At 68.6% G+C, this 11,552-nt stretch carries 11 protein-coding genes; 2 read left to right on the top strand and 9 right to left on the bottom strand.

All coding sequences use genetic code 11. From position 1 onward, the window contains the following. Positions 1-955 precede the first annotated feature (955 nt). The 6 genes from EGH23_RS20195 to EGH23_RS20170 all read right to left on the bottom strand — a co-directional run bounded on the left by EGH23_RS20195 (position 956) and on the right by EGH23_RS20170 (position 6,152). Complete coding sequence (locus EGH23_RS20195; protein WP_220581783.1) at positions 956-1,105, bottom strand: hypothetical protein; 150 nt, start codon at positions 1,103-1,105, stop codon at positions 956-958. Positions 1,106-1,132: 27 nt separating this feature from the next. Beyond that, entirely contained in the window at positions 1,133-2,545 is a 1,413-nt protein-coding gene (locus tag EGH23_RS20190; protein ID WP_220581782.1) for a hypothetical protein, read from the bottom strand. Between the two features lie 271 nt (positions 2,546-2,816). Beyond that, entirely contained in the window at positions 2,817-3,065 is a 249-nt protein-coding gene (locus EGH23_RS20185) for a PRC-barrel domain containing protein (protein WP_220581781.1), read from the bottom strand. A gap of 93 nt (positions 3,066-3,158) precedes the next feature. After that, positions 3,159-3,521, bottom strand: a complete 363-nt coding sequence (locus EGH23_RS20180) for a DUF5658 family protein (protein WP_220581780.1) — start codon at positions 3,519-3,521, stop codon at positions 3,159-3,161. A gap of 286 nt (positions 3,522-3,807) precedes the next feature. Beyond that, on the bottom strand, positions 3,808-5,394 hold the full coding sequence (locus tag EGH23_RS20175; RefSeq protein WP_220581779.1) for a hypothetical protein: 1,587 nt from the start codon (positions 5,392-5,394) through the stop codon (positions 3,808-3,810). Further along, positions 5,391-6,152 carry an ABC transporter ATP-binding protein gene (locus tag EGH23_RS20170; protein ID WP_220581778.1) on the bottom strand — a complete coding sequence of 254 codons (762 nt, stop codon included), beginning with the start codon at positions 6,150-6,152 and terminating at the stop codon, positions 5,391-5,393. The genes EGH23_RS20175 and EGH23_RS20170 overlap by 4 nt, the downstream gene beginning before the upstream one ends. Positions 6,153-6,320: 168 nt before the next feature. Here EGH23_RS20170 and EGH23_RS20165 point away from each other — a divergent pair, with 168 nt between their 5' ends. Then, positions 6,321-7,538, top strand: a complete 1,218-nt coding sequence (locus EGH23_RS20165; protein ID WP_220581777.1) for an MFS transporter — start codon at positions 6,321-6,323, stop codon at positions 7,536-7,538. Between the two features lie 54 nt (positions 7,539-7,592). Further along, complete coding sequence (locus EGH23_RS20160) at positions 7,593-8,051, top strand: reverse transcriptase-like protein (protein ID WP_220581776.1); 459 nt, start codon at positions 7,593-7,595, stop codon at positions 8,049-8,051. A gap of 16 nt (positions 8,052-8,067) precedes the next feature. Here EGH23_RS20160 and EGH23_RS20155 read toward each other — a convergent pair whose 3' ends face one another. The 3 genes from EGH23_RS20155 to EGH23_RS20145 all read right to left on the bottom strand — a co-directional run bounded on the left by EGH23_RS20155 (position 8,068) and on the right by EGH23_RS20145 (position 11,491). Beyond that, positions 8,068-9,594 (bottom strand): S8 family serine peptidase, encoded by a 1,527-nt coding sequence (locus EGH23_RS20155; RefSeq protein ID WP_220581775.1) that lies wholly within the window; start codon positions 9,592-9,594, stop codon positions 8,068-8,070. A 132-nt stretch (positions 9,595-9,726) separates the two neighbouring features. Then, positions 9,727-10,881 (bottom strand): tryptophan synthase subunit beta, encoded by a 1,155-nt coding sequence (gene trpB, locus EGH23_RS20150; protein WP_220581774.1) that lies wholly within the window; start codon positions 10,879-10,881, stop codon positions 9,727-9,729. A 40-nt stretch (positions 10,882-10,921) separates the two neighbouring features. Further along, positions 10,922-11,491 (bottom strand): GNAT family N-acetyltransferase, encoded by a 570-nt coding sequence (locus EGH23_RS20145; protein WP_220581792.1) that lies wholly within the window; start codon positions 11,489-11,491, stop codon positions 10,922-10,924. Positions 11,492-11,552 lie beyond the last annotated feature (61 nt).

The raw sequence follows: 11,552 nt of genomic DNA, 5'->3' as shown, positions 1-11,552 counted from the left end.
CGCGCACGAACCCGGTATCGCCTCGCCGGACCTCGTTCGGAAGGCGAGAAGTTGCCAGCGGGGACGTGGGACCGGCCCGCTGTCCCGCGTTGGAATCCTCGCGCTTCAGCGCGGGGAGGATGTCAAAGACTGGCACCCACTTGACGACTGCCCTCAATCTGCTCTAGAATCGTAATTGAATATCCTTGATGAATCTCCCTTGAGCGAATACTTCTCACCTACTTTTCGTGCGTCTCACTGCTTCAGCCGAATTCTCCTATGCTGCAATGGCCGTAGAAAGCGTCCAACCTTACCGAGACGTCCCGCAAGAAGTCTGTTGTAGCTGCTGAATCGCCCCTAGAGTTCCACCAAATCCGAGGTCGTTCGGCGACTCCGTTGGTCGTCGGTTGAGCCGCCAATACACGAGAGTCTCACCATCTCCGGTCCATTGTCGACGACCCATATATCACAATATAGACTGATTCCAAGGTTAGATTAAACCGCAAGACAGCAACTAAGGTTGGAATTCGATCTTGCTTCATCTATCCACAGACAGCCACGTTACTGCACTCCCCTCGTTTCGTTCCTTGCCGACGAGACGCTCGCTGTCCCACGATTCTCCGCCCGGCGACGGTCACCCTGTTCTTGTTGACACTCACTTTCCCCCGCGCCTAGGCAGCCCTAGCAGCCTCGCAATCCCACTCTTGCGGTGGATTTCTCCAACCTTGCGTGTACGGACAGGCCACGAACGCCCCGCTCGGGGATGCTCGGGTTTTAATACCCCTTTTCCGGTACTTCCACACCGTCCCACTCGATTTCATCGAGCAACTGTGAGACCGTCGTAATCTCGGTAAATTCTGGCTCGTCGATGGCGAAGGAACTCTCCCTGAGACAATCTTCTACCGTCTGGTCCGCCCTCCAATGGGTCACTCAGAGCGACGAGAATCGCGTGAGCCTCCGTATGGAATATTACGACTCACAGTGCATCAACCGGCTCGCAGGCAGCGATCTGCTCGTAGCCGTCAGGAACCGCCCGTCGAACGTCGTTGTTGACTCGATTTACTTCGACCACCGTATGACTCTCGCCGTCGGCGTCGAGTCCGACCAAATCCAGTCGACGTTGCACAGATAATTCAGCTACTTCCGCAGCCCCTCACCCGAGCAGCGGCCAGACGAGCGCCCAGGTCCAGATCGCGAGCCCGGCGGTGTGATAGCGGTGGCGCGGAATCGGTTCCGTCGCCCAGCGGGTGCCGCCGGCGGCGAGCAGGCCGAGCCCCAAGAGGAGGACGGCACGCTGGACGAGCGCGCCGTAGGGGATGACGGTCAGTCCGAGGTACGAGTAATCGAGCATGATGCCGGTCCCGAACCCGAGGATAGCGACGGTGAACCCGTCGGTCGCGGTGAGGTGACGGCCGAACAGGACCGCGACGACGGGCAGGCCGACGGCGAGGAGCGCGTAGAACGGCGCGCCGACGACTTTCGGCGACGTGAACGGGAACGCCTGTTCGGCGGCGATCCCGCCGACGCGGACGATCAGCGGGATGAGCGCCGTCGAGGCGAACAGCGCGACGTGGTTCAGTGACAGCGGGCTCTCGCGGAGCCGTCTGACGTACTCGCGGCTCTCCTCGGCGTACTCGCGGCTCTCCTCGACGACGGACTCGACGTACCCGGCGAACGACAGCCCGACGAGCGAGAGCGCGATACCGTACGCCGCCACTCGCGGTGCTGTATCGGTGTGCTCGGGTCGGGTCTGTGAGTCCGCTCGCTCGGGCTGAGTCTGTGAGTCTGCCGATGGCTTTCGGGAGCGGTCGGCGTCGTACTGCGGTCCCCTGGTGACGCGGTCTTCGAGTTCGATGACGGTGACCCAGCCGTCGGCGTCGATCGCGCCGCCGTTCGCCCACCGCTCGCGGCTCAGCTCGGTGACGAGACCGATGCCGCGGAAGTCGCGTTCGAGGTAGTGCTGGGACTTCGAGAGGCTGTTGACGTCGTGACGGAGGCGGAACCAGTCCCAGTGTTCGTGGTGGGCCTGGATGGCCGTCCAGGGTCGGTCTCTCGACCCGCCGGCGTAGAGGCGGAGGTGGTGGCGCGACCCGAAGTACGTCCCGTGGTGGAGCTGGTAGGTCGCGTCGTGCCACTGGCTCGATCGGTTCGACATCGTGAACGTGTACCGCTCGGAGCCGGTGGATTCGGCCCAGTAGACGCCGGTCTCGTTTATCGTCACGTTGGCCTGCGCGGTTCGGCTCGGCTGCCAGGTCTTCTCGGTCGTGTTCCAGTAGAGCCGCTGGCCGCCGCCCGGCGTCGTCGAAAGCAGCTGATAGGTCGTCGTCGCGTCGGTCATGACGACGGCGTTGATAGGGAGCGTCGCCTGCTCGAAGGACCGACCGCGACTCGTGTAGGGCCACAGTCGCACGCCGTCGTCGGCGGGCTGGACGAAGCGGACGTCTTTGACCGTCTTCCGTTCGTCCGGGCTCCGCTCTACGAGCGGCGAGAACGGCGCGAACAGCGTCACCGCCAGGATGAGGGCGACCAGAAGTAGCGCCGGACGAGCCCGTTCGTTGCCCCACATAGGCCGAGTAGTACGCGTGCGGGCGGATTAAAATACCCCAATTACTCAGCGGGACGAGTCGTTAATTCCGGGTCAGATTTCGGTGTGTCACGTGCACCGACAACACATCCGACGCTCGGACGGGGCTACGTCTCGGTGACGATCGCGCTCGGTATCGTCGAGCGACGTATCGCGATTAGTACGCAGCGAAAACGGGCCCGCCGGTGTCGGCTCCCATCGACAGCCGGCGGGCCGCCCTCCTCCACGAGGCGGCGGACGGTTGCACAGCGGGTTACAGGTCAGAGCGCAGTCGAATCTCGTCGTCGGTGACTTCCTCGACTGCCTCTTCCTGCAGCGGATAGCCTTCCTCTTCGTCGACGTCGTCCCAACCGAGGGACGTCTTCAGTTTCGTCGTTATCCCGGGGTCGGGCTCTACGTACGCCGTTCCGTATCTGTAGCCGCTGACGATGCCGACGTCGTCGCCGTCCGTGGCGACGACATCCTTCCCGACGTCGTCGTCGTCGATTTGAGTCGTTGACATCGCGACTAGCCGTAGCTGCCTCTGTGGTATGCGTGTGCTGCTTGCATACGAAAATCATCTACCACAGACGCAGTGAGAGCGGCTCGCAGCGGGTCAGAGGAGGAGCGCGAGGTTGTGTGCCGTCACCCAGAGCCCGACGACCGTCAGGAGCGCGGGTGGACCGTAGAACGACAGCGGGTCGTCCTCGGCTTTGCCGGCCCAGAGGCTGATTCCGATGCCGGCATAGAGGACCAGCAGTTTCAGGGCGAGGAACCCCCCGCCGCCGAACGCGGTGATCGCGGCTCTGACGACCGGGTTCGCTTCGGTCAGGTGGGGAACGAAGTAGATTATCGCGATGGTGGTCACGACGTCGCCGACGCCGTAGGTCGCCGCGGCGAGCCACCAGACCCAGGAGAAAGAGCGCTCGCTGAACGGCGACGTCTCGAAGTGGAGCCACGCCGGCCGTGCCGTTCCCATCGGAGACAGGTCGTCACCGCGCCGTCTAAAAACTACTCTCTGAAATATCGAATATGATTTCTGGAGGGGAACGATTCGGTCTCGACACTGTTCTGCCTATTTGCCGATCGCAGATATCGCACTTTCGCTCAGCCCGCTTCTTCGTCGGCGAGTCGGCGGCTGACCTGCTCTCGAAGCCGACGCCGCGACGGTCGGAAAGTTCAGGTCGACGACCGGGAGGGAGCCACACGAGAGGCCCGCGGTGGGAGTCAGTACGTGGGACGGGAGCCGAGAGGGCGGATCGGCCCTACACGTCGTCCATCTCGAAGCCGTCGAAGCGGCGGACGGCGTAGACGTACCCGCCGACGGCGAACCCGGCGACGACTAGGAGGTAGACGGCCCCCAGACCGCCGGTCAGGATGCCGATGCCGTCGACGACCGCGATGGAGGCGAGGACGAGCCCGCCGGCGGCCATCACCGCTCCGCCGAAGAGGTAGCCGAAGAGGACGATGAGAGAGGGGTGAGCGCGCTCGACGTTCATGTACTCGCGGCGCTCGAACGCCGGGAGCGCCGCTCCGAAACCGAGCGCCGTCCCCGCGGCGGCGACGACGAGGAACACGCTCAGTGCGGCCCGCGCGAGCGACCCGACGACGCCGTTCAGGTACGCGTCGAAGGCGAAACCGAGAGCGACGAAGGCGAGACCGATGGCCGCGCCGGCGACGGCGCGGCCGCGGAGCGGAATCGCCGTCGAGCGAGCGCTCGTCAGCAAGAGCGGCAGCTGGTCGCGCTCGTCGCCCAGCGGGTTCAGCCCGTACGTCGCGCCGGCCAACAGGACGCCCAGGACCTCCAGCGCGCCGGGACCGACGAGCATCGCCGCGTCCGGGCTGGCGAAGACGCTGGCGAGCATGCTCATCCCACCGAACAGCAGGGGAAAGAGGTGGCCCATCGTCGACGGGTTCCGGCGGGCGCGCAGCAGGTAGCGCCACGCCAGCCGCGTCGAGGGCGCGCGGTCGAACGGCGTCGGCACCGTCGCGTCGGAACTCACGGTCGCGCCCCGCGCTCCGTCGTCGGTGACGAGCAGCCGCTGTTCGGTTCGGACGGTGACGACCGCCGCGACGAGCCCCGTGGCGGCGACCGCCGCGAAGGCGAGCAGGCCCGTCGCCGTCACCGCGCCGCCGACGGGCGCGAGGACGAGGCCACCGTAGGCCTGTGCCGGCGCGCCGGGCAGGAGCGCCGTCTGGGGCATCGCCGCCTCGGGGTTCTCGATCAGCGACCGGGTCGCCAGTTGCGTCCCGAGGAAGAGCAACGCGACGACGAGGAGTCCGAGGATGGCCTTCGCCCAGCCGCCGATTCCGAGCCGGCGGCCGACGAGTTTCCCGCCGGACCCGATCGCGCGACCGGTGATCGCACCGGCGAGCGCCACCGGGAGCAGGCCGACGAGGAAGAGGGTCGGCGCGAGGACCCCGCCGGCACCGACGAACAACTCGACGAGCACCACGAGCAGCGGGACGACGACGACCAGACTGCCGACCAGGAACGCGCCGCCGACGCGGCCGGCGACGACGGTCCGCGGCGTCGTCGAGGTGCGGACCAGCGGCCCGACGCGACCGACGCTCCCCTGGTTCATGGCGCTCGCGCCGCCGAGGTAGACGCCGCCGGCGAGGACGCCCAGCACGGCGATCCCCACCTGTCCGACCGGCGGACTCCCGCCGGCGAGCGCCCGACCGAAGGACGTGACCGCGTCGAAGCCCACCGTCGCGGCGGCGAAACAGAGCGCGGCGACGCCGACGAGCGTGGCGAGCAGTTGTCGGGTGTCGGCTCTGATAGCGCGGAGGCGCGTCCGCAGTTCCGTCCGGGCGATGGCGCGGGTGGCGCGGCGTTCCCGGGAACTCATCGCCCCGGCTCCGGGTGCTCGCTCGTCAGTTCGAGGAACGCGTCTTCGAGGTCGCCGTCGCCGGCCTCGTCATCGCGCTGGGCGACGAGATCAGAGGGCGACCCCTCGGCGACGAGTCGCCCGTCGTGGAGGACGCCGACCACGTCGGCGATCTCCTCGACGACCGGGAGGATGTGCGTCGAGAGGAAGACGGTCGTCCCCTCGGCGCGCAGTTCCGTGATGAGTTCCCGGAGCGTCTTCGCCGCCCGCGGGTCCAGCCCGCTCGTCGGCTCGTCTAAGAAGGCCACGTCGGGGTCGTGCTGGACCGCCTGGACGAACGCCAGCTTCTGGCGCATCCCCTTCGAGTAGCCGTCGACGCGCTTGTCGAGGTCCGAGGCGAGTCCGAGTCGGTCGACCAGCGGGAGGGCGCGCTCGGCGACGCTCTCCCACGACAGCGAGCGGACGTCGGCGGCGAAGGCCAGTTGCTCGCGGCCGCTCAGCTCGTCGTACAGCGGCGGTTCCTCGGGCAGGAGGCCGATGTGCGAGACCAGTTCGGCGCGGTCGCGGCAGTCCACGCCGGCGACGCGGGCCTCGCCGGACGAGGGCTCGACCAGCCCGGTCAGCATCCGCATGGTCGTCGTCTTCCCGGCCCCGTTCGGGCCGAGGAAGCCGTAGACGACGCCGCGGTCGACGGCGAGGTCGACGCCGTCGACCGCGGTGGTCGAACCGTACGATTTCGAGAGGTCGCTGACTGAGATCGCGGGGGAGGGCGCAGTCATCGTCTCCCCGTTGTGAGGCTTCCTTCGAAGTAGTGTTGGTTTCGCGGGATCGACGGCGGAACTCCCCGGTCAGCCGACCCGCGGTCGATACCCATTTCTGACCCAGCGGCCCAGTTAGTGTATGCGAGCGACACCCCTCCACGTCGCCCTCGTCGGTGGGACCGCGCGATGACCCGTTCGCGGACGGTCATCGTCGCGGTCATCCTGAGCACGTTCTTCGTCGGGTTCGGCGGCGGGGTCGTCTTCCCCGTCCTGCCGAACCTCGGGGCGGTGCTCGGCATCTCGCCGTTCCTCGTCGGCCTCATCCTGAGCGCGAACCGCATCACGCGCATCGTCGCCAACGCGCCGGCGGGGTCGCTCATCGACCGCGCGGGCACCCGAACGCCGTTCGTCGTCGGGCTGTTCATCGAGGGGGTGGCGACGATGGGCTACGTCGTCGCCATCAACGCGCCGCTGCCGGAGGCGTGGTTCCTCCTCGCGCGCGTGCTGTGGGGCATCGGGAGCGCGCTGGTCTTCGCGACGGCCTACACCATCGCCGCCGACGTGAGCGACGCCGACTCGCGCGGGCAGAACATGGGCGTCGTCCGCGGCGGCATCACGCTCGGCTTCCCGGTCGGCCTGGTGCTCGGCGGCGTCGTCAGCGAGGCCTACAGCGTCACCGCCGCCTTCGCCGTCGCGGCGGCGTTCGCGCTGGTGGCGAGCGTCATCGCCTACCGACTGGTGCCCGAGACGCACGTCGACGGCACAGACCGCGGCGTCTCGCCCCTGGAGATAGACACGAGCAAGCCCGCGCTGACCGTCGGCCTCGTCAACTTCGGGCTGTACTTCGCGTACCTCGGCGCGCTGTTCTCGACGCTCGTCCTCGTCATCGAGGCGCGGGACCTCGCCACGCTGGGCTACGGCGCGCAGGGGATGTCCGGCGGCCTGATGGCCGTGACCGTCCTCGCCGCCTCGGGGCTGATGCTCGGCGGCGGGAAGCTGAGCGACGGGGAGGGCCGCCGCGTGCCGGTGTTGCTCGGCTTTCTCGTGGTCTCCTTCGGCGGCTTCCTCCTGTTGACCGTCGCCGGCACGCTCCCGGCGTTCGTCGCGGCCTGCGTCCTCATCGGGGCCGGTCAGGGCGGCTCCAGCGGCCCCCTCGTGGCCTTACTCGCGGACCTCACGCCCAACGAGCGGATGGGCCGGGCCACCGCGACGAACAACGTCTTGGGCGACTTCGGCGGTGCGCTCGGACCGATGGTGTCGCTCCCGCTCGTCGAGTCGGTGGGTTTCACCGCGGTGTACGCCGCCTGCGCCGTGATTCCGCTGCTCGCCGCGGCGTTCCTCGTGACCAGTATCTACCTCGACCACCGCTCGCTTACGCCCACCGCCGAGACGCCGGGCGAGTGAGCCCGGGCCGACCGACGGGACTTTGCCCCGACCGATCCGAGAGGCGAACGACGAATGTCACCGACCGACGAGGAACCGACGCCGCCCTCGCTGTTACTATACTTCGACGCGAGCGTGCTGTACGCCGACGACAACGCGACGCCGACCTCGGCGGCGGTCGGGTTTCTCGTCGAGGACGGGTCCGCGGCGGTCATCGAGCGGTCGATGCGTATCGACGCCTTCGTCTCCAGCGCCCATCTGGAGTATCGAGCGTTGCTGGAAGCAGTGCGGGCCGTCGAGGCGTACCCGACCACCGTGGCGTCGCTGCACGTCCACGGCGACGCCGATGCGGTCCTTCGCGCCGTTGACCCACAGCACCACGCGATGCCCGAGGACCGAGTGGCCCAGCGGCGGGTGGAGTCCATCCGCGAGTGGGTCGCGGACATTCCGGTCGTCACCTATCGGGCCGTCGGCCGCGGAGAGAACGAGCGTGCGCACGAACTGGCGCGGGCGGGACACGGAGAAACGCGGTAGCGTCTCGGGATCTCCCCTACCGCCGGTCGGTAGCGGCCCGCACCGCCGCCGCCACGTCCAGCACGCCCGCGCCGACGTCGTCGCGCCGCTGCCCGCTCACGTCGCTCGCGCTGTTCTCGAGGACGGACTCGACCTGGGTGGCGCTGAGGTCCGGATTGGCCGTCGCCACCAGCGCGGCCGCGCCGGTCACCTGCGGCGCGGCCATCGAGGTGCCCGCGAAGTACGAGTGGGCCGCGCCGTAGACGTCCGGCGGCGTCGTCGAGAGGACGAGGTTCGTCGGGTAGGGCCACTCGGTGTCCCGTGAGAGGGTCTTCTCCAGCGTCTCGTAGCCGCCGCCGGGCGCGCCGAGCGTGATCTCGTTGGCCCCGTAGTTCGAGTAGAACGCGCGCTCGTCGTCGGGCCCGGTCGCGGAGACGCTGGTCGCGCCGGGCACGCTGTTGGGCGTCGTGAACGCGCCGCCCTGGTTGAGTTCCGTACCGCTGTTGCCGGCGCTGACGACGACGACGCTATCCGAGGAGACGGCGTCCTGAATCACCTGCCGGTAGGCCCCTCTAAACCCCTCGCTGTTGAGTTGCGGGGGGAGCGGCGGCGTCCCGATGGAGAGGTTCATCGCGTCGACACCCACCTCGTTCGCGGCGAAGTCGATGGCCGCGAGGACGTCGGCCGTCGTCGTCGAGGTGACAACCAGTTCCTCAGTTCGTTCGCCGCCGTCGCCCTCGAAGGTGACCTCCTGTCGCTCCCAGTAGAACACGCGGTGAGGGACGACCGTCGCATCGGGTGCGGTCCCGGCGACGCCGGTGAAGCCGTCGTCGACCTCCTCGCCGACCGAGGCGGCGGCGATGCCGGCGACGTGCGAGCCGTGGCCGTCCACGTCGTCGGAGGGGTGGCGGTCGTCGGTCACCTCGAAGGCGTCGGGGTCGTAGCCGACCACCGCGCCCCCGCCGTCCGTCACCTCGTCGGCGGCCGTCAACGGGTCTTCGGGGAGGCGCACGTCGACGCCCGAGTCCGTGAAGACGCCGTCGTCGGGGCCCGTCCCGGCGACCCGGCGGAACAGCGCACCGGGGACGAGGTTCGGCGCGAGGTCGGGGTGGTCGAGGTCCGACCCGGTGTCGATGACCGCGACGGTCGCGCCCTCGCCGGTCGTCACGTCGTGGGCCGCGGCGGCGTGAGTCGTCTGTTTGTCCCACTGCCTCGGATACAGCGACTCCGCTCTGGTCTCGGCCGTTCCCTTCGGTAGCGGCGCGGACCGGCTCGGCCGCTCGAGTCGGAGTCGAACGTCCCGCGTGGCGTTTTTGATCCCGTTGACGCTCGCCGGGTCATCGCCACCCGCCACGAGGAGGACGCGCCCGCCAGCGAGTTCGCGTGTGACGGTGAACCCCGCTTTCTCGAGCCGTCGCCCCGCGCCCTTCCCGCGAGCCGACACGACGTACTGCCCCGTCGGTTCCGCGGCGACCAGCCGCGGACTCGCAGCCGCGCCGCCCAGCAGCGCGCCGACGCCCTTGAGAACGCTACGCCTGTCGAAACCCTTGCCAGAGTCTGACATGCACCGCACCCAAAGGACAGCGCGGTGATAAAACATCACGATTAATATGAAAATGAGTGGTACGTTCGTGGTGACCACCGCTGCTCGGCGCGAGCCGAGCGGTGAAGCGGCGAGTGAAGAAGTGCCTCGGACTCAGGCGAGGTCGAACAGCTCCGCGGCCTGTTCCATGTCCTTATCGCCCCGACCGGAGAGGTTGACGAGGATGGTGTCGTGGTCGCCCTCGGCGGCGAGTTCCTTCGCCAGCGCGATGGCGTGGCTCGTCTCCAGGGCCGGGATGATGCCCTCCGCCTCGCTGAGTTCGCGGAAGGCGTCGAGGGCGTCGTCGTCCTCGATGCCGCGGTACTCGGCGCGGCCGACCTCGCGGAACATCGCGTGTTCCGGGCCGACGCCGGGGTAGTCGAGTCCGGCTGAGACGGAGTGGACCTCCACGTCCTCGTCGATGACGCGGGTCTTCATCCCGTGGATGACCCCCTCCTGTCCCTTCGCCAGCGGCGCGGCGTGGCGCGTCGAGTCGGCCCCCTCGCCGCCGCCCTCGGCCCCGTAGAAGGCCACGTCGTCGTCGCGGAAGGCGTGGAACAGCCCCATCGCGTTCGACCCGCCGCCGACGCAGGCCACCGCCGCGTCGGGGAGGCCGCCGGTGCGCTCGCGGAACTGCTCGCGGGCCTCCTCGCCGATGACGCTCTGGAAGTCCCGCACCATCCGCGGGAACGGGTCCGGCCCGACGACGCTCCCGACGAGGTAGTGCGTGTCGTCGACGTTCTCCGCGAAGTCTTCGAGGGCGGCGTCGACGGCGTCCGCGAGGCCCTCGTCGCCGCGGGTCACCTCGTTGACCTCCGCGCCCATCAGGCGCATCCGGAAGACGTTCATCTGCTGGCGCTCGACGTCTTTCTTCCCCATGTAGATCTCCGTCTCGAGGTCCAGCAGCGCCCCGGCCATCGCCGTCGCGGTGCCGTGCTGGCCCGCGCCGGTCTCGGCGATGAGGCGCTCCCTACCCGCTTGCTTCGCCAGCAGCGCCTGTCCGAGCGTGTTGTTGATCTTGTGCGCGCCGCCGTGGAGCAGGTCTTCGCGCTTGAGATAGATCTCCGCGCCGTACCGCTCGCTCAGGTTCTCGGCGTGATAGAGCGGCGTCGGCCGGCCGGCGAAGTCCCGGCGCAGCTCGTCGAGTTCGGTCCGGAACTCGTCGGTGTCTTTGACGTCGTCGTAGGCGTTCGCCAACTGTTCGAGCGGCTCTTTCAGCGGTTCGGGGACGTGGCGGCCGCCGTAGCCGTCGAAGTCGCCTGCTGTCATACGCTACCGTGAAACGCCCGGGGTGATAAACCGTGCTCTCTCACCGCCGCTCGGACGACGTCTCGGCACGCGGGTCCCGCTCGAAGTGGACGAGTTCGTAGCCCGCTTCCTTCGAGCGGCCCACCTCGTCGTAGCCGGCGTCGCGGTAGAACGCGACGGCCGCCGGTTGACTGCGCGCCGTCGTCGCCAGCAGCCGGTCGTAGCCGAGTTCGGCCGCGCGCGCTTCCAGTCGCGCCAGCAGCGCCCGACCGTAGCCGCGCCGCTGGTGCGTCGGCGCGACGCGCATCCGGTGGAGTTCGGCCGCGCCCGCCACCGTCCGCTCGTCGTCGTGACCGGCCTCGCTGGGGAGCAGGCCGCCGATAGCGACGACCCTCCCGTCGTGGGTAGCCGGGGGTTCGCGGCCGGTCGAGCGGCTGGTCGCGTCGCCGCCCGCGACGCCGACGAGGAACTCGCCGCCGACGTCGAGATAGCGCCCCTCCACGTCCCGCAGGTCCTCGGTGCCGGGAATCTCGGCCGGGTCGGTACCCGTTTCGCGCATCGCCCACTCGTGGAGCGTCCACACCGCGTCGGCGTCGCGCGGGTCGTACCGCCGAAAGCGGACCGCGTCCATCTCGGGCGTCGAGACGGGCCGGAGCGGATTGTAGGTGATGGCTCCGGCGGCGGCTCCCGAG

The organism is Haloarcula nitratireducens (assembly GCF_019599505.1).
The sequence above is the reverse complement of the archived record's forward strand: the minus strand, read 5'-3'. Positions and strand labels throughout refer to the sequence as shown.

Bases quoted from the DNA above. Each gene is read 5' to 3' on its own strand.
- EGH23_RS20190 (WP_220581782.1), bottom strand. From the start codon at position 2,545: ATGTGGGGCAACGAACGGGCTCGTCCGGCGCTACTTCTGGTCGCCCTC.
- EGH23_RS20185 (WP_220581781.1), bottom strand. From the start codon at position 3,065: ATGTCAACGACTCAAATCGACGACGACGACGTCGGGAAGGATGTCGTC.
- EGH23_RS20180 (WP_220581780.1), bottom strand. From the start codon at position 3,521: ATGGGAACGGCACGGCCGGCGTGGCTCCACTTCGAGACGTCGCCGTTC.
- EGH23_RS20175 (WP_220581779.1), bottom strand. From the start codon at position 5,394: ATGAGTTCCCGGGAACGCCGCGCCACCCGCGCCATCGCCCGGACGGAA.
- EGH23_RS20170 (WP_220581778.1), bottom strand. From the start codon at position 6,152: ATGACTGCGCCCTCCCCCGCGATCTCAGTCAGCGACCTCTCGAAATCG.
- EGH23_RS20165 (WP_220581777.1), top strand. From the start codon at position 6,321: ATGACCCGTTCGCGGACGGTCATCGTCGCGGTCATCCTGAGCACGTTC.
- EGH23_RS20160 (WP_220581776.1), top strand. From the start codon at position 7,593: ATGTCACCGACCGACGAGGAACCGACGCCGCCCTCGCTGTTACTATAC.
- EGH23_RS20155 (WP_220581775.1), bottom strand. From the start codon at position 9,594: ATGTCAGACTCTGGCAAGGGTTTCGACAGGCGTAGCGTTCTCAAGGGC.
- trpB (WP_220581774.1), bottom strand. From the start codon at position 10,881: ATGACAGCAGGCGACTTCGACGGCTACGGCGGCCGCCACGTCCCCGAA.
- EGH23_RS20145 (WP_220581792.1), bottom strand. From the start codon at position 11,491: ATGGACGCGGTCCGCTTTCGGCGGTACGACCCGCGCGACGCCGACGCG.